Source organism: Pseudomonas sp. UBA6276, from assembly GCF_002438365.1.
Lineage (GTDB): Bacteria > Pseudomonadota > Gammaproteobacteria > Pseudomonadales > Pseudomonadaceae > Aquipseudomonas > Aquipseudomonas coleopterorum.
In genome coordinates, this window is the sequence record NZ_DJUS01000005.1 from 55,260 (window position 1) to 76,655 (window position 21,396).

Genomic DNA, 21,396 nt, shown 5'->3' on the forward strand with positions numbered 1-21,396 from the left:
CAAGCCGCGTCCGGCCTCGACGCGGATTGTCTGATACACCGCATGCGCCGCCGACGCGGCTCGCGCCGCTGCTACAGGGATTGTGCATACCGCGTCTGTGTGCAACGCGGGTTGCGTGGTTTACCGCTTGCGCCGCTGCTACAGGGGTGTGGCAGCGGCTGTGGGGGTTACTTCTTGTCGGGCAGGGCGTAGGCGATCACGTAGTCGCCGCGGTCTGGCGACTGGCGGGCGCCACCAGCGGTGATGACCACGTACTGCTTGCCGGTCTTGGGCGAGACGAAGGTCATCGGGCCACCCTGGCTGCCAACCGGCAGACGGGCTTTCCAGGCCTCTTCACCGGTGGCCGAGTTGAACGCCCGCAGGTAGTAGTCCTGAGTACCGGCAATGAACACCAGGCCACCCTGGGTCGACAGCGTGCCACCCAGCGTCGGCATGCCGATCGGCAGCGGCAGGTGCATCTTCACACCCATTGGGCCGGTGTCTTCCACCGTCCCGACCGGTACTTGCCACGCCACTTTCTGAGTCTTCATGTCGATCGCGGTCAAGGTGCCGAATGGCGGCGCCTGGCACGGGATGCCGGCGATGGACAGGAAGCGGTTCTTGTTCACGGCGTACGGCGTGCCCTTGAGCGGCACCGCACCCATGCCGGTGTTCAGCGCTTCGCCACCCGAAGAAGCCTTGGCATCCTTCTGCTGAGGCACCATCTGCACCCACAGGCCCAAGCGCATATCATTGACGAAAATGAAGCCATGCACCGGATCGGTCGACAAGCTGCCCCAGTTCATACCACCCAGGGAGCCCGGGAAGCTGAGCGACACATCGGTGCCCGGCGCGGTGTACAGGCCTTCATAACGCATTTTCTTGAACGAGATGCGGCACAGCATCTGGTCGAACGGCGTGGCACCCCACATGTCCGATTCGCTCAGGTGTTGCGCGCCGATCTGCGGCATGCCCACCGACAGCGGCTGGGTCTTGGCATAGGGTTCGCCAGGAATGTCCGAGCCCTTGACCGGAATGTCCTGCACAGCGGTCAGCGGTTGACCCGTGGCGCGGTCCAGCACATAGATCTGCCCTGCCTTGGTACCGATCACCACTGCTGGCACGCCGCTGCCGTCAGGCTTGGGGAAGTCCATCAAGGTGGGCTGCATCGGCAGGTCGAAGTCCCACAGATCGTTGTGCACGGTCTGATAGACCCACTTTTCCTCACCCGTGGTCGCATTCAGCGCCAGAATCGAAGCACCGTAACGATGGTTGAGCGCAGTACGTTCGACACCGTAGATGTCGGTGGACGAGCTGCCCATGGGCAGGAACACGGTGTTCATCTTCGGATCGTACGACATCGGCGCCCAGCTGTTGGGCGTACTGCGTACATAGGTGTTGTCGCCGGTCGGCGCCTGCTTGTCCTCAGGGTTGCCCGGATCGAAGGCCCAGCGCATCTCGCCGGTGATCACGTCGAAACCACGGATCACGCCACCGGGCATGTCGGTTTGCACGTTGTCGGCGACACGGCCGCCGACCACCACGGTAGTGCCCGCCATCAACGGCGCGGACGACAACTGATAGTAGGAATCGGGAACCTTGCCCAGACCGGCTTTCAGGTCCACCTGGCCATTGTTGCCGAAGCCCTGGCAGAACTCGCCGGTGTCGGCGTCCACGGCAATCAGGCGGGCATCGATGGTGTTGGTCAGCAGGCGACGCTGGCAGTTGGCGCCGGGTGCGACCGACACCGCCTTGACTGGCGTGTTGCCTTCACTGGACTCAACCACCGGGCTGCTGGCATCGAAATACGCCAGGCCACGGCAACGCTGCCAGACCGCAGCCTGGGCATTGATCTCGTTCTTCCACAGCTCTTTGCCGGTGTCGGCATTCAGGGCGATGATGTTGTTGTGCGGGGTGCACACGAACACCTTGTCACCCACCTGCAACGGTGTGGCCTGATCTTCGGCGCCGTTGCCGTTGCTGATGGCAACGTCACCGGTGTGGTAGGTCCAGGCCGGTACCAGGCTGGCGACGTTGTCGCGGTTGATCTGGTCCAGGGCCGCGAAGCGATTGCCGCCTTCGTCGTTGCCGTAATGGGCCCAGTCTTTCTGCGCATTGGCCGGGTTGACCTGGGTCAGGCCGGGGCCTTCACCGGTCGGCGCGACCGAAGGGTGTGGTACGAACATGCCGGCGCCGCCAGCAACCACCGCCACCGCCAGCACGGCGCCGAGCACATAGCCAGCGCGGCCGCCGCTGAGGCCATTGGCCCGACGCAAGGTCGGATAGGCCAACGCCACCACCAGGCTCAGCACCGCCGGAGCGAACAGACGGGAGATTTGCGGCCAGAAGTTCAGACCGGCGTCGACCAGGGCCCAGATCACCGACAGCACCATGACCGCGGCGAACAGCCAGGCGCCCAGCAGGCGCGACTTGAACAGGGCGATGGCGGCGACGGTCATGCCCAGACCGGCCAGCAGGAAGTACCAGCTCCCCCCCAGCGCGGCGAGGTAGCCACCGCCAGCAAGATAGAGCAGTCCGAATACGAGTACGCCCAAGGCAGCGACCCAGATGGGCCAACGGCGCACCGCTGGCGAAGGTTGAGGCTTAGTCATGTTGCATGATCCTGTTGACGCATGAACGTTTCTGGAAGGTCGAACACAGTGTAGGCAAGCCTGTACGACACGCTTGTCATGACACTATGGGTGACGTGGTTCCACGACCTGCACGGCCTCCCGTCAAAGCTCCCGGAAGGGAAACGGGTGCCGCCGCAGCATTAACTAATTAGTTAGTTACGCAACGATATCAAAAAAATCCTGCAGCTGCGACAAATCGCCATAGCGCAGCGCGGTGAAACACTGTTGCGCGGGCGGTAATACTGACCAGGTTTTGTCGAGACCGCAGGTAGGCTCAGGCCACGTTCTTGAAGAAGGCATGGCCACCCAGCACCAAGGTGCGGGTAGCGCCCTTTGTCCAGGCTGGCGGTGGGGAGAGGTGCGTGGCGTGGTAATGGGTGGCGCCGCCGGTGGGGTCTGCCACCTGGCCGGCCACCACCTGTTCGGCTACTGCCAGGGCTTGCGCCAGCTGCGCCGGGGGAATGGGACGAGCGCCACTGACATAGGGGTAATTGGGATCCCGAAGGTTCCAGCAGCTGAACTGCCAGGGCTTGCGGCACACACCGATATAGCCCTCGCCCCACCATGACCGTGGCTGGGCGTCCTGCACGCGGTTGCGGATGACCCAGGCCACCGCGATTTGTCCGCGGATGCCTTCGCCACGGGCTTCACCCCATAACGTTCGCGCAACGACATCGTGTACCTGTTGAATGTGTGTCATGGTGATCTCTGCTGATGAACGGTCGGGCGTGGCCAGATTGCGGAGCTGCGCACGGGTTTGCCAGCCGGCAACGATTCCCCACCGGCAGCGGCGTGGCGGTAGTTTCCCGATCCGAATAAAGCAGCCCAAGGCTTGAGACTTGGCGGTATTGCCTCTACAAATGACAGACCCAGCCTTCGCCGCACACTCACCAGCCCCTCGATCGCCCATGCCACCACGGAGGCCTGTCACTGATGCACGCACCTGACGACGACCTGGACATCGGAACCCGCACTTCCGATTGGGGATTGAGCCGTCTGCATGCCGCGACGTCGGTCAGGTGGGTGGCCAAGCTATTGGCCTGGGTGGCGCTGCTCACCGGCACTGCAGCGCTGTGCGAGTACGGGTTGGGGAAACGGCTGCTGAACGCACTGATCCCCGGGTTGACGGCTATGTCGCCGTTGACCGCAATGGCGCTTTGCGCACTCGCGCTCTCCAGCCTGCTGGGACGGCGTGCGCGCCCCAGTTGGCTGCTCGCCGGGGTCGCCGCGTGCATCGCCTTCGGCTTGCTGGGCGCGCACTTGCTCATCGGTCGTGACGTATTCAGTGGCCCGGTGAACGCGTGGTTGTTTGCCCCTTCTGCGCTTGCTTTGGGCAGTGTTTCCCCGGCCACGGCGAGCTGTCTGGCCCTGCTGAGCGTGGCGCGCATGGCGCAACTCGCCGGTCGACATAAAGTCTGCGATGTCCTCGCCCTGCTCGCTTTCGCCGTGGCCGGCATTGGCCTGCTGGGTTATGCCTACGGCGTGAAGGACCTGTACTCGGTGCTGCTGTTCAACGCCATGGCGGTCCACACCGCCCTGGCGCTGGTGTGCCTGGCGGTATCGATGATGCTGTTTCAGGCCGACCAGGGCTGGTTGAACGTGGTCACGCTGAGCAATCGCGCCGGCGCCGCGACCCGTCGACAGTTGCTACTGACCGCCATCCTGCCAGTCATCGGCTGGCTGCTGCTATCGGCCGTCAACGCCCGTGCCATTGGTGCGCCTGCCGCACTGGCCCTGGTGGTGGCAACGGTGTTCATGCCGCTGGTGATTCTGATCATCAAGGATGGCCGGGTAACCGCTCGACTGGACCTTCAACGGCACAAGCAGCGGCGACTGGAAACCACCATCAGGCAGCGTCTGGAGCTGGAACTGGACGAGAAGCGGGCCGAGCTGGAACAGGAATCGGCGCAACGCATCGTCGCCGAACAGGCAATGAACCGCGCCCAGCGCCTGGACGCAGTAGGCCAATTGACGGGCGGCATCGCTCATGATTTCAACAACCTGCTGATGGGCGTTTCAGGCAATCTCGAATTGCTCCATCGCCACGTCGTAAGCGATCCCAAGGCGCTGAAGTACGTGACACGGGCGACCCTGTCGACCGAAAAGGGCATTCGCCTGACCGGGCAATTGCTGGCCTTCTCACGCACGCAACGCCTGAACGTATCGGCGGTCAATCTCGCCGATAGCGTCAACGCTGCCTTCGAACTGGTGGGTAACGCACTGGGCCCTGACATCAACATCGACATGCAGACGCCGAACCGTCATCTGTTCGTCAGCACCGACCCGCTGCAACTGGAGATGGCCATCCTCAACCTGGCCCTGAACGCCCGAGATGCCATGCCCGATGGCGGCTGGTTCACCGTCAAGTGCTCGCCCACCGAGCCGTCGAGCACGCCGCCCACGGTATCGATTCACGTCAGCGACAGCGGCACGGGCATGTCGCCCGAGGTGCTGGCCAAGGCCTGTGAACCCTTTTTCACCACCAAGGAATCGGGCCGCGGCACCGGCCTGGGTCTGGCCCAGGTCTATGGACTGTGCCGTCAATGCGGCGGGGATCTGAGGATCACCAGTGAGTTGGGCCAAGGCTCGACCTTCGAACTCGTGCTGCCTGCGGCCGAGCGGCCGCAGGTGCCCCCGCGCGGCGTGGTGCAGCCCATGACCACTGCGCCAGCGATACCCTTCGCCCGGCCGGTGCTGGTCGTCGACGATGATGATGCGGTACGCACGGTGCTGGTCGATGACCTGCGCGCCCGCGGCTACCAAGTGATCGACGTCGACCGCGGCAGCAAGGCATTGGCGCTGCTGGGCAACACCCGCTTCGCGGTGGCCGTCATCGATTTTCTGATGCCGGAGATGAACGGCGCCGAGCTGGCGCGCAAGGCCCGCCAATTCGTTCCGCAGTTACCGATCATTTTCATCAGCGGCTACGCCGACACCCTCGCGCTCGACGCCATCGCCGGTGCCGTGGTGCTGCGCAAACCGTTCGAACTTGCCGAGCTGGATCGATTGGTCAGGGAGTTGGCCGACACAACTCAGCCAGTCACCTGATTCTGCTGGGTGCAGCCGCGCCTCGACACGTCAAGTGGACGGGTTCTGCACGAACGTCGAACGCTCATTTTCAAAAAAATCGGAACCTTCGGCACAACCGGGCGCCCTAATCACAGCGTACGTACCATGCATACGCCATGGCTGCCTCTTGGGTCTGAGCCAGACCGTCCATCACGGAGATTTTGAAATGACCGACGCTCATAAAGAAACGATCAAGGTACTCAACGACCTCATCGAGACATCGAAAGATGGTGAGGCTGGTTTCAAGGATCTCGCCGAGAACACCAAAAACGCCGAACTCAAAGGCGTCTTCACCACCGCTGCTGCCGACACCGCTTCCGGCGCTGCCGAGTTGCAAGCCTACGTCCGTCAACTGGGTGGCGAAGCTGAAACCACCACCAGCGTCGCTGGCGATCTGCACCGTCGTTGGGTCGACCTGAAGTCGGCCATCACCGGTAAAGACGATGTTGCCCTGCTCAACGAAGCCGAGCGTGGCGAAGACGTTGCCAAGAAGAGCTACACCAAGGCACTGGAAAACAAGGATGTGACCCCTGAGGCACACGCTTTGATCCAGAAGCAATTCGAAGGCGTGATGCGCAACCATGACAAGATCAAGGCCCTGCGTGACGCAGCTCGCGCTCAGAAATGAGTGAAGGGCTTGGGCGGCTGCCGAGGCCGCCCGAGCCGTGCTTTTCCCGCCACGTCCCCCGCCTCGACAACACCCCTGCCCTCGCGCGACTTACTCAACGTATCACGTAGCCTGCAACTGGGGCCGGTACCTTGACGTCACCCTGAAAGCGCCGCCACTCCTTCTCGATTTCCTTGTAACCCATGAACACGCTCACACGCTTGGCATCGGCCAGGTCGCTGTTGGTCAGGTTTTGGGTGTAGTGCGTGGGCACGAACGCCACTGTCATACCGACCACGGAGCCGTCTTTGCCATACACCGGCCCGCCGGACATGCCTACGGCGCTGGGACCATCGTGGATGGAATAGAGTACGCCATCGTTGAGGTTCTGGAGTAGCAGCTTGCCTTCTTTCACCTGACCACTGCCTTTGACGGGCATCAGCAAAGGGCTGAAACCCACAGCGGTGACGCTTTCGCCCACCGATGCCTGACGCCAGTGCGGCGCCGAAGTGGCTTTGCGCTTGATGAAGACCACGTCGCCGCGACCGCGGTACGCGACATCACTCAGATAAGGCGTGTGCTTGGCGGAAACTGCATAGTCCTCGTTCCATTGCACGGCCGAGGCTTGATACAGAAGAGGGGCGGGAAGACTGGAGGTGACCATGAAAGCGTCTTTGTAGGCAGCATCGCTTACAAAGGGAGTCGGGATGCCATTACAGCCGGAAAGAAGCAGACCGAGCGTCAGGCAGATAGATCGATTCATTGTGTTCCAATGGAGCAATCCCATTTCTGGGATTATAAAAGCAACCTTGCTTGCGTGGTTCTCACCCCTCTGGATGAGAATAGGTTCGCTTGCGCGAGTGTTTGTAAAGACCCTGGATGCCAACGCAGGCCTGTAGCGCTACGTGGAAATCCAGGCCGCCATTGTTCCCTGGCGATCCTGTCGGATCGTGACTGACAGCATGATCGGGTGTCGGTCGGCATGATCGTGAAGCTCAAGAGCTGCACGGGGCATGTCGAACCAACCAAGGCCATGACGCCCTGAATTCAGGACGCAATGACCGATGATGACATTGTGCCATCACTTGTTGCGAGCAAGCAACTTCGATGATGGCTGTTGGCCCTCATGTGTTCGCTTGTAATGGGGGTATCGGTCGAGTTGTCAGAGACTTTAATATCACAGTGACACTACTGTGACGTGGTTCCGCTTTGCGTGCTAAAGGACCCACCAGGGACCGTTCACAACGCCCAGAGCGGCCCATTGGCAAACCTGGATTCGATCCACGCCTTGAACGCCAGAACAGTGGCCGCCGGGAATTTCGAGGACGGCCGTATCAGGTAGACCCCGCCCACTGAATCCAGTCGCCAGTCGGGCAGTACCTGAACCAGTTCGCCCGACGCCAACTGACGGCTCATCAGCCACTCGCCGGCGCCGAGAATGCCCACGCCCGCCAACGCGGCGCTGAGCAAGGTTTCGCTGTCATTGGAGGTCAGGGTGCCCTGGGTCGTCACGCTCTCCTGCCGCTGTGCATGGTGCAGCCGCCACTCCGGAAACGACGCCAGCCCGCTGAAGCGCAGGCAGTTGTGCCGGACGAGGTCGCTGGGTCTGAGCGGCATGCCGAATCGTTCGATGTAGGCGGGAGCCGCGCAGAGTATGCGGCGATGGTCGCAGAGCTTGTTGGCGATCAGCCGGCTGTCGTCCAGCTCGCCGATGCGCAGGGCCAGGTCATAGCCCTGCTCGATGATGTCGACGACATGCTCGCTGTAGTCGGCGATGATCGACACACCAGGGTGCGCGCTTAGAAATTCGGGCAACAACGGCGCCACCCACAGGCGCCCCATGGCGGCCGGCAGCGCCAGGCGCAAGACGCCGCGCACCTGCGTGACGCCCGAGGTGGCCTGCTGCTCGGCTTCGGCGATCTGGGACAGCGCCGAGCGCAGGCGCTGCTCCAGCTTCGCGCCGACGTCGGTGATGCGTACCTGGCGGGTCGAGCGCTCCATGAGTCGCACGCCCAGCCGCTTTTCCATGGCGGCCAGGCGTTTGGAAATCACCGTGGGATGACGCTGCAGCAAGCGACCAGCGGCGACGAACGAGCCCTGGCTGGCGACGGCCAGGAAGGCGGCGATCTCGTCGCTGTGCTGACTGTCCAGCAGGTCCGGGGTCATGGCGTCAGAACGATCGCCCCGCCCGACTGCCCCGACTCGAGTGCCTCATGGGCACGCGCTGCTTCGGCCAGCGGATAGGTCTTCCAGATCCGCGGCGTGATGATCCCCGCCTCGACCGCTGCCAGCACGTCGGCGGCGCGCTCCTGATACTCGGCGGCGGAGGCCGTATGAGCCACGATCGACGGCCGGGTCAGGAACAGCGAGCCCTTGCCATTGAGGGTGGACAGCTCGACCGCCGCCGGAGCGCCCGAGGATGCCCCGAACGACACCATCAGGCCCCGCGGTCGCAGGCTGTCCAGGGACGCCTCGAAGGAGATCCGTCCGATCGGGTCGTAGACCACGTCCACCTTGCGCCCCTGGGTCAGCTTCGCCACATCCGCAGCCAGCGTGGCCGCATCGAACACCAGCACCTCGTCGCAGCCCACGGCCTTGGCCCGCTCGATACTTTCGGGCTTGGACACCACACCGATGACGTACGCGCCCAGGTGCTTGGCCCACTGGCCCATGATCTGCCCCAGGCCACCGGCGACGCCGTACAGCAGCATCGTCGTTTCGGGCCCCACCGGATAGGTGGATTTGAGCAGGTATTGCGCAGTGGTGCCTTTGAAGAGCACCGCCGCCGCCTGCTCGAAGCTGACGCCAGCGGGCAGCTTCACCAGACGTTCCGCAGGATAGAGCCGCTGCGCCGCATAGCCGCCCAGCGGGCCTGTGGCATAGGCCACGCGGTCGCCCGGCTGCACGTGGGTGACCCCAGCCCCCACCGACACCACGGTGCCGGCACCTTCCAGGCCGAGGCCGGACGGCAGCGGCACCTTGACCGCACCGTTGCGCTGGGTGACGTCGAGATAATTCACGCCAATGGCCGCCTGCTGCAGCCACACCTGCCCCTCCCCCGGCGCCTGCTCGGCCACAGTGTCCTCCCACAGCACGGAAGGATCGCCCGGTTGATTGAAACGAATCACTGCGGCCATGTCGTTCTCCAGTCGGTCAGTAGTGCGAGTGAGTATGGAAACTCGCTCGGGGTTCTACAAGACGGTGGATTTGCAGTATATACCTGCATGGGGTGCAGCAATCTTCAGCGGATAAACGGCTCAGTCGCCGCCACCATCGAGCTGCCAGACCTGAGGCCCGACAAAAAAGGCGCGTGCATTGTCCTCGAGGGATTCCAGGTGGTAGCCACCCTCCTGAACGATCACGCACGGCAGACCGAGGCTGCGCACCCGCTCGCCCAATCGAGCGAAGCCTGCGGTGGTCACTGCCACCTTGCTTTGCGGATCCAGTTCATAGATGTCGAAGCCCAACGACAGCACCAGCACGTCGGCACCAAACCTGATCACTGCGTCGAGTGCCTGCTCCAGCTTGTCCATGAACACCGACTCGGTCGAGCCATGGGGCATTGGCAGATTCAAGTTGAATCCCTCGCCCGGCCCGGCGCCGCGCTCATCGTCGAAACCCGCAACACCGGGGTAGAAGTTGGTCGGGTCGCCATGGATCGATACGTAGAGCACGTCATCGCGCTCGTAGAAGATTTCCTGAATGCCCTGCCCATGGTGCATGTCACTGTCCAACACGGCAACCTTGGCATAACGGGCAAGCAGCGCCTGGGCTGCCACGGCGGCGCTGTTCACGTAGCAGAAGCCACCGGCGGCCTCGGCCCGCGCATGGTGCCCTGGTGGGCGGCACAGCGCATAGGCGGCGGGTTCTCCGTCGAGTACGGCCTGAGCAGCAGCCACGGCACACTGCGCTGACCAGTAGGCTGCGCGCCAGGTATTCTCGCCAACCGGGCAACTGCCATCAGCCAGATAGCGCCCCGCTTGCGCGAGAATGCCGCGCAGGGCATTGGGCTCGCGAACGAAGATGTTCGACATGACTTCATCGCCCCAGTCCTCAGGCACCTCTTTCCAACGCTGGTGTGCCTTCTGCAGGAATGCCAGGTACGCGGAACTGTGCACGGCCAGCAAAGGTTGCAGACCGAAATCGCTAGGCTGCTCGATGGCAAAGCCCAGCGACTCGGCGGCCTTCACCAGGTTCAAGGCACGCTCGGGGATTTCCTGCGGCGTGCGCATCTGACCTCGGGAGTAATAGCTGCGCGGGTGATGAAGCAGTTGTTCTGGGTGAAAGAAACTGCGCATGACGGGTTCTCCGAAAAAGTGATGGGCTCAGCGCGGTTGCGTGACACCGGCCATTTCAAGGTCGTGAGCGGCGGCGTGACGGCGCGCCAGCGCCAGGACGCATACCAGCGAGGTGCCTGCGATCAAGGTGTAGAACGCTGCCATCGGCCACCACTGACCGGCATAGGTATGAGCCAGCCAGGTACCGATCAAGGGAGTAAGGCCGCCCGCAACCGCGCCGCACACTTGATAGGCCAGGGAAATAGCGGTGTAGCGCACGCGGGTGGCGAACATGCCGCTGACGAAACCGGCAATCACGGCGTAGAACGACGCCATGCAGATCACCGCCAGGGCAATCCCCAGGATGATCTTGCCGGGCTCGCCACTGCTCACCAATACGAACATCGGGTACGGCGAGGCCATCGCCAGGGTCGCCACCAGCGCCAGAAACCGTGTGGCACCGATTTTTTCTGCGATCCACGCCGCTGCCGGCTGAATACAGAATTGGATGACCGAAACCACGAACAGGCACTCCAGAATGAGCGAACGCGGCAAGCTCAACTGCTGGGTTGTGTAGGCGATCATGAAGGTGTTGGTGAAGTACACCCCGGCAATGCCCAAGGTGTTGGCGCCGATGCACAACAACAGCGGTCGCCACGCCGTCTTCAAGACCTCCACCACCGGTGCCTGCTCGGTGTGGCCAGGCACACTGCGCGCGTGTTCAGCCTTGGCCTTGTCATCGAGAAACTCGGGCGACTCATTGACGCCCAGACGAATCATCAAGCCCACGATCAACAGCAGTGAACTGGCCAGGAACGGCAGGCGCCAACCCCAGCTCATCAGGTCGGCTTCGGGCAGCCGGGTCACCGCGCTGAATGCCAGCAATGACAGGATCAGGCCCGCCGGGCTGCCCAGCTGGGCGAACGAGGCGAAGAAATTCCGTCGCCCCTTGGGAGCATGCTCGCCGGCCATCAGTACTGCTCCGCCCCACTCGCCGCCCACGGCGATACCCTGGACGATCCGCAGCAGGATCAACAGTACCGGCGCCGCAACGCCGATCTGTGCGTAGGTCGGCAGCAGGCCGATGCAGACGGTGACCACGCCCATCATCAACAGGGTAATGACCAGCGACTTCTTGCGCCCGATCCGGTCACCGACATGGCCGAAGATGATGCCCCCCAGCGGTCGCGCAAAGAAGCCCACCGCAAAGGTACCGAAGGCCGCCATGGTGCTGAACAAGGCATCCGTGGAAGGAAAGAACAACTGGCCGAACACCAGCGCGGCGGCCGTGGCGTAGATGTAAAAGTCGTACCACTCGATCATGGTGCCGATGAACGCAGCGGCGGCGGCCCGTTTTGGCTGCGCTTGAGCAGGACGGTTCATGGAATTGAGACTCCCGTAGAGGTTGTTGTTTTGGCAGGAGATAAACGACGGTCGCTGCGCTCTGATGGCGCTTGCTGGAAATGATTTTTCGGCGCAGGGCTATGATTAGTCAATGTTCTATTTATTATGCATATTATAAATCTGAGTGATAATTGGACGAACGATGGAAGAAGGTCGCCGCGAACTCCCCCTGCTCAACGATCGTCTGGACTGGAACCTGTTGCGTACCTTCAGGGTGATCGGCCAGGAGCTGAGTATCAGCCGCGCTGCCGCACGCCTGCACTTGACTCAACCGGCGGTCAGCCAGGCACTGAAGCGCCTCGAAGAGCAGTTGGGCTATCAGCTCATCGCTCGCCGGGGACCGCGCTTTGACCTGACCGAAGCCGGGCACAAGATCTTCGCCACCGCGGGCGAAATGTATGGGCAGGTTTCGCAGATGAGTCAGACCCTGGAGCAGCCAGGCGATGATGTAGTGGGCAAGGTGCGGATACTGATGGTCAGCCGCATCGTCAACACTCGCTTCGACCAGTACCTGGCCACGTTCCATCGTCGGCATCCCAGGGTCGATTTCGAGATCGACGTGATGCGCAGTTCCGATATCGTCAGCGCGCTGTTGGAAAAGACCGCCAGCTTGGGTGTCAGTCTCAACCGCCGAGTGCAGCCACGGCTCGAACAACGCCTTTTCCAGCGTCAGCGCTATATGTTCTATTGCGGCCAACACCACCCGTTGTACGGCCAGGCCGGGTTGACGCTGGAGCAGTTGCAGGCGGAGAACTTCGTCAGTTTCACCAGCGACCAGATTGGCGGCATGCTCTCGCCACTGACGATCTTCCGCGACCAACAGGGGTTCAGCGGCAGAATCGTCGCCTCATCGCCCAGCCTCGAAGAAATTCGTCGTCTGGTCATTGCCGGCATGGGCCTGGGTTGCCTGCCCGAGCATGTGGTGGCCGAGGATGTCGGCAATGGCCTGCTGTGGCAACTGCCGCCCTATGAAGGCGTGGCCGATGTCGATATCCACCTGCTGTGGAACCGCGACCAGCGCAGGACACGGGCGGAAACGGTGTTCACCGATGGCCTGGTGCGCTGCATGGCCGAGCTGGCCTGATCCTCAGGCCGAGTCCACCTGCAAGCCTTCGATCGCCTGCTCGAAGGCTTGCAGGAATACGGTTTCGGCGCGACTCATGCGCTGGTCGCGGTTCCACATCAGGAACACGTCGACATCGACCACGCCTTCGGCGGGCGGCAGCCGCCAGATCAATCCGTTGTGCAGGTCGATGTCCACCAGATGTTCGGGCAGGCAGCCCACGCCGTAGCCGGCGATGATCAGCCGGCGGATCTCCTCGAAGCTGGAGGACGAGGCGACTATCTTGCCGGTAAACCCCTGCTGGTCGCGGAACATGGTCAGCGGCGAGAGATTGCCGCCCACCTGATCGCTGGTGAAACTGACGAAATTCTCGCTCTGCAGCGCTTCGAGGGGCAGCTTGCGCTGACCGAACAGGCGATGGCGCTTGCCGCAGAAAAACGCATAGCGCTGGCGCAGCAGTCGTCGACGCTCCAGCTTGGCTTGCGGAAACCGGCACAAGCCCAACCCCACGGTGGCCGTGCGCTGGCTCAGCGCGCTCTGAATGTCGGAACTGCCCATCACTTCGACCTCCAGTTCCACTCTGGGATGGTCACGATGGAACTGCACCAGAAAATCATCGTACAACGCCGACTGCACCTTGCTGATGGTCAGGATACGAACCTTGCCGACCACATCGTCCTCGGGGCTCTTGAGCGTCGCTGACAAGCGCGCAACGTTGCCGTAGATCTCCTCGGCGATCCGCAGCACTTCTTCGCCGGCCGGTGACAGATCGAAGCGTGGCCCACGCCGCAGGATCAATGGACACTCCAGTTGTTCTTCCAGGCGTTTGAGCGACTGGCTCACCGCAGATTGGGTGAGAAACAACCGGGCGGCCGCGCGGCTGATGCTTTTTTCCTGGCCGATGACCAGAAACGCTCGCAGCAGATTCCAGTCGAGCCGATCGCTCAGCAAACGCCGGTTGTGCCAGTGCTTGGGAGTGGCTTCGGGGTCGAGATCGCTCATCGCTCACCATCAGTAACCTGGCTAATAATCAGATTAAGTATTAGCAAATTGATTAAACATTCAGGTTAAGGGATAAAACCAGCCAGCGCCACAATCCGGGACCTGACAAGGAACTCACATGCAAAAGCTCGACGACATCGACCCTGTAGAGTGGCAGGCACGTTGCGAATTGGCGGCCCTGTATAGACTGGTCGCGCACTTCCGCATGACTGACCTGATCGATACCCACATCACTCTGCGCATCCCAGGTCCGGAGCATCACTTTCTGATCAACCGCTACGGTGTGATCTTCGAACACATGAAAGCCAGTGATCTGGTGCGTATCGATCAACACGGCACTGTCATCAACGCGGATCCATCGATCAGCCGGGTCAACGCGGCCGGCTTCGTGATCCACTCGGCCATCCACATGGCCCGTCCCGATCTGAACTGTTTGATCCACACCCATACCGCCGCCGGCATGGCCGTTGCCGCGCAGGAGCATGGGCTGTTGCCGATCAGCCAGCACGCGCTGCGCTACTACGGCAACCTGGCCTATCACACCTACGAAGGCATCGCGCTGTCACTGACCGAACGTGAACGTCTGGTGGCAGACCTGGGCCCGCACAAGGCGATGATCCTGCGCAATCACGGTCTGCTGGCCGCCGGCATCAGCGTTGGCCACGCATTCCAGGAGATCCACTTTCTGGAACGCGCCTGCCAGGCGCAGATTCAAGCCCTCTCTGGTAACACCAAGCTGGTGTATCCCAGCGAAGAGGTATGCCGGCTCACAGCCGCACAGTTCGCTCGCGACGAAGCCGACGAGATTACCCACCTCGGCTGGCTGGCGGCCCTGACCCTGATCGAAGACCAGCGCGAGGTCTACTGCTCATGACCACTGTCGTGCTGCTGAGCAAGGACCCCGGCTTGCTGGTGCAGTTGCAGCAGGCGTTTGCCGAGCACGCGCCCGAGTTGCGGACGGTGCTTGCCGATGATCCTGCCGCAGAGCAGGCGATCGTCGCCGCTTGCTGGTACCCACCGGCCGGCAGTCTGGGGCGCTTGCCCGACTTGCGCCTGGTGCATTCGGTGGCCGCCGGTGTCGATCACCTACGCACCGACCCCAGCGCTGCGGACCTGCCAGTGTGCCGAGTCGTCGACCCCGACCATCGCCGTGGCATGATCGAGTACGTGCGCTGGACAGTGCTGCACTATCACCGCGACTTCGATCGGGCCATCCACCAGCAAAGGCAAGGTCAGTGGCTCCGTCACCCTCAACGCACGGCTGGGCAGTTCAAGGTCGGCGTCATGGGTCTGGGCTCACTGGGCGCTGCAATTGCCGCAGACCTGGCCGGCGCAGGCTATGCCGTGCGTGGCTGGGCACGCAGTGAACGGCAGTTGGCCGGAATCGCCTGTCATCACGGACCCGAGCAGTTCGACGACTTTCTTCAAGGCCTGGATCTGCTGGTCAATCTGCTGCCGTTGACCGATGCCACCCACGGCATTCTCGATCGGGACACTTTCGCGCGCCTGGCGCGCGGCGCTGCAGTGGTCAACGGCGGACGCGGCCAGCACCTGGTGATCGACGATCTGCAAACAGCGCTGGCCACCGGTCAACTGCGCGGGGCGGTGTTGGATGTGTTCGAGCAAGAACCATTGCCCAGCGATCATTCCCTGTGGCAGATGCCTGGGGTGGTGGTCACGCCGCACATGGCATCGGCCGCCTCCCATCCCTGCATCGTGCGTCAGGTCGCCGAAAACACCCGCCGGCTGCTCGCCGGTGAAGTCCTGAACCATCGGGTCGACCCATCGCTGGGCTACTGAGCACCTACCTGGTGTGACCCACCTGTTGAAACCGGTCTGTAGAAACCGGCCCGGATGAACAGAGCCAAAAGAGAGATTCCATGAACGTATTGAAATGCAACGGCGAACGGCTATGGCAGAGCCTGATGGACATGGCCAAGGTAGGCGCCACGGACAAGGGCGGCAACTGTCGGCTGGCCCTGTCGGAGGAAGACCGGGCGGGCCGCGAGTTGTTCATCGGCTGGTGCCGCGAAGCCGGCATGAGCATCACCTTCGATGCCATCGGCAACCTGTTCGCCCGGCTTCCCGGTCTGAATGACCCGCTACCGCCGGTCGTCATGGGCAGTCATCTCGACACTCAGCCCAAGGGTGGGCGGTTCGACGGTATCTATGGTGTGCTCTGTGGCCTGGAAGTAGTGCGCAGCCTTGCCGATGCGGGGGTCCGCAATAAGCGCCCGATCGAGATCGCCGTATGGACCAACGAAGAAGGCGCACGCTTCACGCCCGCCATGTTCGGCTCTGCCGTGTTCACCGGCAGCCTGGCGCTGGACGCCGCGCTGAACGCCTGCGACAGCGAGGGTGTCAGCGTGCGCCAAGCACTTGAGAGCATCGGTCATGGCGGCGATGCGCCGTTCCAGCGCCCTTTCGATGCCTACTTCGAAGCTCATATCGAGCAAGGCCCGATTCTGGAAGACAACGGGCTGCCGGTCGGCGTGGTCACAGGCGGGCAAGCCATCTGCTGGCTCGATGTGCAGGTGCAGGGCCAGAGTGCCCATGCCGGCACGACACCCATGGCATTGCGCAAGGACGCCTTGTTCGGTGTTGCCGAAATGGCCGGGCAACTCGAAGCGCTGGTTGCGCAGTTCAATCCGCAGGGCTTGGTGACGATCGGCCAAGTAAACATCGCCAAGTCATCGCGCAACACGATCGCAGGCAGCGTGACGTTCACCGTCGATCTGCGCCATCACCAGGATGAGCAGATTAACCTCATGGAACGGCAGGTCCACGAACGTTTCCAGCAGGTCGCCGATGCGCGCGGCCTGGCGCTGAGCATCGAGCGCCACTGGCTCAGCCCCGCTACCCCTTTCGACGGCGACTGTGTCGAGGCCGTGCGGCGTGCGGTGCATGCGCTGGACTACCCCCATCAGGACATCGTCAGCGGCGCAGGCCACGACGCCATCCTGCTCGCGCGACATTGCCCCACCACCATGGTGTTCATTCCCTGCATGGGCGGGCTGAGCCACAACGAAGCCGAAGCCATAGACCCGCAGGATGCGCGCAAGGGCTGTGATGTGCTGCTCAATGCCGTGACCGAACGTACACAACGCTGAGAACACTGCAGGTGCCGCCTCGGTGGCGGCCGTGCGACGAGAGTCCGTCGAGCCTCCGTTTCTATAACAAGCTTCACCCATAAAGCGCCCGGACGCGGGCGCCGCATCACTCGCTATCTGCCGCCCTAAACACATTCCGTTGTGCAACGGCTCATTTTGGAGACAGGCATGAACAGTTCTGCGTGCGCACCCGACTACCTGGCTACACCGCAAGCCCCGGTCAACATGAGAAAGGTCGCTGTTGCCAGCGTCATCGGCACCACCGTCGAATGGTACGACCTGTTCGTCTTCGCGACCGCATCGGCGCTAGTGTTCAACAAGATCTTCTTTCCCGCGTTCGACGCGCTGGTCGGCACATTGCTGGCCTTCGGCACCTTTGCCTCGGCATACGGCGCACGTATCGTCGGGGCAGCGCTGTTCGGCCATTTCGGCGACCGACTGGGGCGTAAATCGATGCTGCTGATCTCGCTGCTGGTCATGGGCGCTGCGACCTTCGCCATCGGTCTGCTGCCCGATTACGCCACCATCGGCATATGGGCGCCGATACTGTTGCTGACGTTGCGCATCATCCAAGGCCTGGCGCTGGGCGGCGAATGGGGCGGTGCGGTGTTAATGGCGGTCGAGCATGCCCCGGCGCATCAACGCGGCCTGTACGGTTCGTGGGTCCAGATCGGTGTACCGGCCGGCACCATGATCGCCAACCTGGCATTTCTGGCGATCGCCAGTTCACTGTCTACCGAAGACCTGCTGGCCTGGGGCTGGCGGATTCCCTTCCTGGGCAGTGTGCTGCTGATCGCCGTGGGCCTGTACATCCGACTGAACATCACCGAAACGCCTGCCTTCAACCAGGCCAAGGAGCGCGACCAAGAGGTCAAGGTGCCGCTGGCGGAAATCTGCCGCAAGTACTGGAAACAGGTGCTGCTGGGCGGTATCGCCACGATGTCCACCGGTTCGTCGTTCAACATCATCGTCGCGTTCGGCCTCACCTACGGCACCCAGACCCTGGGCTTTACCCGACCGGTGATGCTCAGCGTGGTACTGGCCTCCTGCGCCCTGTGCATCTTCCTGCTGCCGGCTTTCGGCGCGCTGTCCGACCGCTGGGGTCGCAAACCGGTGATCATCGGCGGCATCGTTGCCGAAGCCTTGGTGGCATTCCCGATGTTCTGGTTGATGGACACGCGCGAGCTGCCGCTGGTGTTTCTCGGCTACATGCTGCTGATGACGGCGTTCGCCGCCAACTATGGCCCCATCGCCACGTTCCTGGCCGAACTGTTCGGCACCAAGGTGCGTTATTCCGGGCTGTCGGTGGCCTACATGCTGTCTGGCCTGCTGGGCAGTGCGGCAACGCCCATGGTCACTACGGCGCTGCTGAACTGGACCGGCAAGGGCTCGTCGGTGGCCTGGTACCTGATCGGGTCCGCGTTGCTGTCGCTGATCGCCTTGTTGCTGTTGACCGAAACCTTCAAACGCGACCTGACCACCGCAGGGCCCAAGTCCAACTAAGCCAATGTCTGGCCCCGTGCAGGTGGCCAGGCAATTCTTTTCCAACCCGTGCTCAACGAGGTATGACATGAAGCGCATAACTGCCGCCCCAGGCACGATCGGTCCGGTCGGCCCGTACTCGCAAGCGGTGATCAGCGGCAACCTGGTGTTCACCGCCGGGCAGATTCCCGCTCGTGACGATTTCGATTCACAACCTGCCGACTTCGAGGATCAGGTTCGCCAGACCTTGCGCAACCTCGAAGCGATATTGATCGCCGCAGGTTCGGACTTCGAACATGTAGTCAAGGTGAACGGGTACTTGACCGATCCGGCGCAGCTGGATCCCTTCAACCGTGTCTACACCCAGGTGCTGGGCCATGCGCCACCAGCGCGGACCACCGTGTGCGTGTCGCTGTGGGGAGTGGCGCTGGAAATCGACTGCGTCGCCGAACTGATCGACAAAGAGGCAACGGCATGAGTGATGAACAGCAACTCGAAGCAAAACTGCAGCAGGTGAGCTTTGCGACCTTGGGGCATTTTCTCGAAGAAGGCTTTGTCAGCTACGCCATCGCCTCGCAGCTGAGCGGCGTCAAAGTGGTCGGCCGAGCGCGCACCCTCAAGGTCGCGAACGCCGATGCCCTGGCAGTGAATCAGGCCCTGGTCGACCTGCAACCCGGTGAGGTACTGATCATCGATATGCAAGGCGACCACCACCACGCCTGCGTCGGCAGTGTCACCTGCTGCGCCGCCATGGCAAAAGGTGCTCGGGGTCTCATCGTCGACGGCGTGGTCACCGATATCAATGAGCTGCGCACCGCCGGCCTGCCTGTCTTCGCCCGCGGTACCAGCCTCTTGACCACCAAGTTGCGAAGCGATCCCACCAGTGCGCAGAACGTGACCGTGCAGTGTGGAGGCGTCAGCGTCAGCCCAGGCGACTGGGTACTGGGGGATGACAATGGCCTGCTGATCACCACTGCTTCGGCATTGACGGCGGTCATCGACATTGCTATGGCCAGCGATGCTGCGGAACCTGCCCTTTTGCAGCGTCTGCAGAGCGGTGAGCCTGTCGAGAACGTATTGCGCTTGAGCTGATCGGCCCAACACATTCGTGTTACTTGGGTAGGCTGCCCTGCACGTTTTGAGTGCAGGGTTCCCAACTGAGTGCACGGCTGGTTATTGTACTTGCCGCTTGCCAGAGTAAATTTCAAGTCTGAACAATGGTTTACCTGCAATGGCCTGATACTTGCTCTGCATATCGGGTCACTCCCCACGTGACACCAGTTTCCCCCAGCGCCCCCGCGCCCTGGGTGGCCCGGCCCCAACGATGCGGCTGCGGTTCACAAGCGAAACGCTCGACACCCCGTTCAGCCGACAGCGTCGTCGGTCACGTGAAATCAGGCCCCACCTTCCCTCGCCTGCATTTCATCCAGCCCCACTCCTCCCCTTTTCCGGTTTGCACGGCGGCCCGTTCGGCTGTCCGCGATCGGGCAGGCGATGGCATGACGGGGCTGGTTTCAGGAGCACTGAGCATGGCTATCAATCGTCGTACCTTCCTGCGTTCGTCCGCCATTTCCGCTGCCGCATTGTCGGCGTTGAGCTTCAAGAGCCTGTCGGCCTTCGCCGCCGACGACGCGATCAAGATCGCCTCGCTGTACGACAGCTCGGGCGGCCTGGACATCTATGGCAAGCCGATCGTGGATGCACTGACGTTCGCCACCGAAGAGCTGAACGCCCAGGGCGGCCTGCTCGGCCGGCCGCTGAGCCTGATCAAGTACGACACCCAGTCCAACATGCAGCTGTACGCCCAGTACGCCCAGCAGGCGGCGCTCAAGGATCGGGTGGCGGTGGTGCATGCGGGCATCACCTCCGCCTCCCGTGAAGTGGTGCGTCCGGTGCTGGACCGCTACAAGACGCTGTACTTCTACGACAACCAGTACGAAGGCGGCGTGTGCGATCGCAACTTTTTCGGCACCGGCGTGACCCCAGGCCAGACCGTGGAGAAGCTGGTGTCCCACGTGACCCAGAAATGGGGCAAGAAGGTCTACATCGTCGCGGCGGACTACAACTACGGGCAGATCGTCACCGCCTGGGTGAAGAAGTACGTCGAGCAGGCTGGTGGGTCGAGCGTGGGGATCGAGTTCTTCCCGCTGGACGTGACCAACTTCGGCGCCACCATATCGAAGATCCAGGAAGCCAAGCCGGACTTCGTCTGGTCGGCTCTGGTCGGCGGCGCTCACATGTCCTTCTACCGCCAGTGGAAGGCTGCCGGCATGACCGGCAAGCTGCCGATCGCTTCGACCACCTTTGCCGGGGGCAACGAGCACATCGTGCTCTCGCCCGAAGAGTGCAACGGCATCCTGATCTGCCAGAACTACGTGCAGGAACTGCAGACCCCGCTCAACACCGCGTTCGTCGAACGCTTCCACTCCCGCTTCGGCGCCGACTATCCGTACATCACCGAACTGGCGATGGGCGCCTATCAGGGCATGATGCTGTGGGCCGAGGGCGTTCGCCAGGCCGGTTCGATCGAGCGCATGGCGGTCGTCGAAGCGCTGGAGAAAGGTATCAGCCTGGACCTGCCCAGCGGCAAGGTCAGCATCGACCCGGCCACCCACCATTGCATTCTGGACGTGCACATCGCCGAGGTGCGCGATCGCCGCCTGGAGGTGGTGCAAAGCTTCGCCCAGCAGGCCCCTTCGGACACCGCCGCGGTCTGCGACCTGGTCAAGAACCCGCGTGATGCCAAGCAATACAGCATCACGCTGTAAGG

General features: G+C 62.5%; 18 protein-coding genes. 10 read left to right on the forward strand and 8 right to left on the reverse strand.

Going from position 1 to position 21,396, the window contains the following annotated elements; genetic code table 11:
- Positions 1 to 167: 167 nt before the first annotated feature.
- Together B2V21_RS00830 and B2V21_RS00835 are read right to left on the reverse strand one after the other, a co-directional pair.
- Positions 168 to 2,591, reverse strand: a complete 2,424-nt coding sequence (locus B2V21_RS00830) for a glucose/quinate/shikimate family membrane-bound PQQ-dependent dehydrogenase (RefSeq protein WP_286915744.1) — start codon at positions 2,589 to 2,591, stop codon at positions 168 to 170.
- 295 nt (positions 2,592 to 2,886) lie between these two features.
- The gene (locus B2V21_RS00835; RefSeq protein WP_286915745.1) at positions 2,887 to 3,312 is read right to left on the reverse strand and encodes a cell wall hydrolase; all 426 of its coding nucleotides are present in this window, start codon (positions 3,310 to 3,312) and stop codon (positions 2,887 to 2,889) included.
- 233 nt (positions 3,313 to 3,545) lie between these two features.
- Between B2V21_RS00835 and B2V21_RS00840 the strand changes: the two genes are divergently transcribed.
- Positions 3,546 to 5,660, forward strand: coding sequence for an ATP-binding protein (locus B2V21_RS00840; RefSeq protein WP_286915746.1), 2,115 nt, complete (start codon positions 3,546 to 3,548; stop codon positions 5,658 to 5,660).
- A gap of 187 nt (positions 5,661 to 5,847) precedes the next feature.
- Positions 5,848 to 6,309 (forward strand): PA2169 family four-helix-bundle protein, encoded by a 462-nt coding sequence (locus tag B2V21_RS00845; protein WP_056843640.1) that lies wholly within the window; start codon positions 5,848 to 5,850, stop codon positions 6,307 to 6,309.
- A gap of 94 nt (positions 6,310 to 6,403) precedes the next feature.
- On the opposite strand, the gene B2V21_RS00850 is transcribed toward B2V21_RS00845, so the two are convergent.
- The 5 genes from B2V21_RS00850 to B2V21_RS00870 all read right to left on the reverse strand — a co-directional run bounded on the left by B2V21_RS00850 (position 6,404) and on the right by B2V21_RS00870 (position 11,948).
- Complete coding sequence (locus B2V21_RS00850; RefSeq protein ID WP_134723258.1) at positions 6,404 to 6,952, reverse strand: trypsin-like peptidase domain-containing protein; 549 nt, start codon at positions 6,950 to 6,952, stop codon at positions 6,404 to 6,406.
- A 575-nt stretch (positions 6,953 to 7,527) separates the two neighbouring features.
- Positions 7,528 to 8,454, reverse strand: coding sequence for a LysR family transcriptional regulator (locus B2V21_RS00855; protein WP_286915747.1), 927 nt, complete (start codon positions 8,452 to 8,454; stop codon positions 7,528 to 7,530).
- Complete coding sequence (locus tag B2V21_RS00860; protein WP_286915748.1) at positions 8,451 to 9,425, reverse strand: quinone oxidoreductase family protein; 975 nt, start codon at positions 9,423 to 9,425, stop codon at positions 8,451 to 8,453. The genes B2V21_RS00855 and B2V21_RS00860 overlap by 4 nt, the downstream gene beginning before the upstream one ends.
- Positions 9,426 to 9,545: 120 nt before the next feature.
- Positions 9,546 to 10,586 (reverse strand): histone deacetylase family protein, encoded by a 1,041-nt coding sequence (locus B2V21_RS00865; RefSeq protein ID WP_286915749.1) that lies wholly within the window; start codon positions 10,584 to 10,586, stop codon positions 9,546 to 9,548.
- A 27-nt stretch (positions 10,587 to 10,613) separates the two neighbouring features.
- On the reverse strand, positions 10,614 to 11,948 hold the full coding sequence (locus B2V21_RS00870) for an MFS transporter (RefSeq protein ID WP_049858935.1): 1,335 nt from the start codon (positions 11,946 to 11,948) through the stop codon (positions 10,614 to 10,616).
- Positions 11,949 to 12,111: 163 nt separating this feature from the next.
- Here B2V21_RS00870 and B2V21_RS00875 point away from each other — a divergent pair, with 163 nt between their 5' ends.
- Positions 12,112 to 13,053 carry a LysR family transcriptional regulator gene (locus B2V21_RS00875; RefSeq protein ID WP_049858936.1) on the forward strand — a complete coding sequence of 314 codons (942 nt, stop codon included), beginning with the start codon at positions 12,112 to 12,114 and terminating at the stop codon, positions 13,051 to 13,053.
- A 3-nt stretch (positions 13,054 to 13,056) separates the two neighbouring features.
- Here the strand turns inward: B2V21_RS00875 and B2V21_RS00880 are convergent, their stop codons facing one another.
- Positions 13,057 to 14,034, reverse strand: a complete 978-nt coding sequence (locus tag B2V21_RS00880; RefSeq protein WP_049858937.1) for a LysR family transcriptional regulator — start codon at positions 14,032 to 14,034, stop codon at positions 13,057 to 13,059.
- Between the two features lie 118 nt (positions 14,035 to 14,152).
- Here B2V21_RS00880 and B2V21_RS00885 point away from each other — a divergent pair, with 118 nt between their 5' ends.
- The 7 genes from B2V21_RS00885 to B2V21_RS00915 all read left to right on the forward strand — a co-directional run bounded on the left by B2V21_RS00885 (position 14,153) and on the right by B2V21_RS00915 (position 21,394).
- Positions 14,153 to 14,908, forward strand: coding sequence for a class II aldolase/adducin family protein (locus B2V21_RS00885; RefSeq protein ID WP_286915750.1), 756 nt, complete (start codon positions 14,153 to 14,155; stop codon positions 14,906 to 14,908).
- The gene (locus B2V21_RS00890) at positions 14,905 to 15,834 is read left to right on the forward strand and encodes a 2-hydroxyacid dehydrogenase (protein WP_049858939.1); all 930 of its coding nucleotides are present in this window, start codon (positions 14,905 to 14,907) and stop codon (positions 15,832 to 15,834) included. The genes B2V21_RS00885 and B2V21_RS00890 overlap by 4 nt, the downstream gene beginning before the upstream one ends.
- A gap of 80 nt (positions 15,835 to 15,914) precedes the next feature.
- Positions 15,915 to 17,144, forward strand: coding sequence for a Zn-dependent hydrolase (locus tag B2V21_RS00895; protein ID WP_286915751.1), 1,230 nt, complete (start codon positions 15,915 to 15,917; stop codon positions 17,142 to 17,144).
- A gap of 168 nt (positions 17,145 to 17,312) precedes the next feature.
- Positions 17,313 to 18,647: an MFS transporter gene (locus tag B2V21_RS00900; RefSeq protein ID WP_122743593.1), complete on the forward strand. Its 1,335-nt coding sequence runs from the start codon at positions 17,313 to 17,315 to the stop codon at positions 18,645 to 18,647.
- A gap of 67 nt (positions 18,648 to 18,714) precedes the next feature.
- Positions 18,715 to 19,104 carry a RidA family protein gene (locus tag B2V21_RS00905; RefSeq protein ID WP_286915752.1) on the forward strand — a complete coding sequence of 130 codons (390 nt, stop codon included), beginning with the start codon at positions 18,715 to 18,717 and terminating at the stop codon, positions 19,102 to 19,104.
- Entirely contained in the window at positions 19,101 to 19,718 is a 618-nt protein-coding gene (locus tag B2V21_RS00910; RefSeq protein WP_286915753.1) for an RraA family protein, read from the forward strand. Before B2V21_RS00905 ends, B2V21_RS00910 begins: the two co-directional genes overlap by 4 nt.
- Positions 19,719 to 20,155: 437 nt before the next feature.
- Complete coding sequence (locus B2V21_RS00915) at positions 20,156 to 21,394, forward strand: ABC transporter substrate-binding protein (RefSeq protein ID WP_286915754.1); 1,239 nt, start codon at positions 20,156 to 20,158, stop codon at positions 21,392 to 21,394.
- The last annotated feature ends 2 nt before the right edge of the window (positions 21,395 to 21,396 follow it).

Coding starts and splice junctions, on each gene's coding strand:
- B2V21_RS00910 (WP_286915753.1), top strand. CDS start 19,101: ATGAGTGATGAACAGCAACTCGAAGCAAAACTGCAGCAGGTGAGCTTT.
- B2V21_RS00915 (WP_286915754.1), top strand. CDS start 20,156: ATGGCTATCAATCGTCGTACCTTCCTGCGTTCGTCCGCCATTTCCGCT.
- B2V21_RS00855 (WP_286915747.1), bottom strand. CDS start 8,454: ATGACCCCGGACCTGCTGGACAGTCAGCACAGCGACGAGATCGCCGCC.
- B2V21_RS00900 (WP_122743593.1), top strand. CDS start 17,313: ATGAACAGTTCTGCGTGCGCACCCGACTACCTGGCTACACCGCAAGCC.
- B2V21_RS00850 (WP_134723258.1), bottom strand. CDS start 6,952: ATGGTCACCTCCAGTCTTCCCGCCCCTCTTCTGTATCAAGCCTCGGCC.
- B2V21_RS00840 (WP_286915746.1), top strand. CDS start 3,546: ATGCACGCACCTGACGACGACCTGGACATCGGAACCCGCACTTCCGAT.
- B2V21_RS00880 (WP_049858937.1), bottom strand. CDS start 14,034: ATGAGCGATCTCGACCCCGAAGCCACTCCCAAGCACTGGCACAACCGG.
- B2V21_RS00830 (WP_286915744.1), bottom strand. CDS start 2,591: ATGACTAAGCCTCAACCTTCGCCAGCGGTGCGCCGTTGGCCCATCTGG.
- B2V21_RS00885 (WP_286915750.1), top strand. CDS start 14,153: ATGCAAAAGCTCGACGACATCGACCCTGTAGAGTGGCAGGCACGTTGC.
- B2V21_RS00835 (WP_286915745.1), bottom strand. CDS start 3,312: ATGACACACATTCAACAGGTACACGATGTCGTTGCGCGAACGTTATGG.
- B2V21_RS00870 (WP_049858935.1), bottom strand. CDS start 11,948: ATGAACCGTCCTGCTCAAGCGCAGCCAAAACGGGCCGCCGCCGCTGCG.
- B2V21_RS00895 (WP_286915751.1), top strand. CDS start 15,915: ATGAACGTATTGAAATGCAACGGCGAACGGCTATGGCAGAGCCTGATG.
- B2V21_RS00860 (WP_286915748.1), bottom strand. CDS start 9,425: ATGGCCGCAGTGATTCGTTTCAATCAACCGGGCGATCCTTCCGTGCTG.
- B2V21_RS00905 (WP_286915752.1), top strand. CDS start 18,715: ATGAAGCGCATAACTGCCGCCCCAGGCACGATCGGTCCGGTCGGCCCG.
- B2V21_RS00890 (WP_049858939.1), top strand. CDS start 14,905: ATGACCACTGTCGTGCTGCTGAGCAAGGACCCCGGCTTGCTGGTGCAG.
- B2V21_RS00875 (WP_049858936.1), top strand. CDS start 12,112: ATGGAAGAAGGTCGCCGCGAACTCCCCCTGCTCAACGATCGTCTGGAC.
- B2V21_RS00865 (WP_286915749.1), bottom strand. CDS start 10,586: ATGCGCAGTTTCTTTCACCCAGAACAACTGCTTCATCACCCGCGCAGC.
- B2V21_RS00845 (WP_056843640.1), top strand. CDS start 5,848: ATGACCGACGCTCATAAAGAAACGATCAAGGTACTCAACGACCTCATC.